Below are 252 nucleotides of genomic sequence, written 5' to 3'. Positions count from 1 at the left end.
GCGGAAGACGGGAATCGAACCCGCGACCCTCGCCTTGGCAAGGCGATGCTCTACCGCTGAGCCACTTCCGCAAAATATATGGTGCGGTCGAGAGGACTCGAACCTCCACGGGGGGTTAGCCCACACGGACCTGAACCGTGCGCGTCTGCCAATTCCGCCACGACCGCAAAATATGAAAGTGAGTCATGAAGGATTCGAACCTTCGACACCCTGATTAAAAGTCAGGTGCTCTACCAACTGAGCTAATGACTC

The 252-nt window shown here is 56.0% G+C and carries 3 tRNA genes; all 3 read right to left on the bottom strand.

Annotated elements, in window-relative coordinates:
• Positions 1–71, bottom strand: a tRNA-Gly gene (locus tag EC604_RS29670).
• Between the two features lie 8 nt (positions 72–79).
• A tRNA-Leu gene (locus EC604_RS29665) sits at positions 80–167 on the bottom strand.
• Between the two features lie 12 nt (positions 168–179).
• Positions 180–252: transfer RNA gene (locus tag EC604_RS29660), tRNA-Lys, on the bottom strand.

Origin of the sequence: Paenibacillus amylolyticus (assembly GCF_003719335.1) — a bacterium.
GTDB classification, from domain to species: Bacteria; Bacillota; Bacilli; order Paenibacillales; family Paenibacillaceae; genus Paenibacillus; species Paenibacillus amylolyticus_D.
This window is presented reverse-complemented; position numbering and strand designations above follow the sequence as displayed.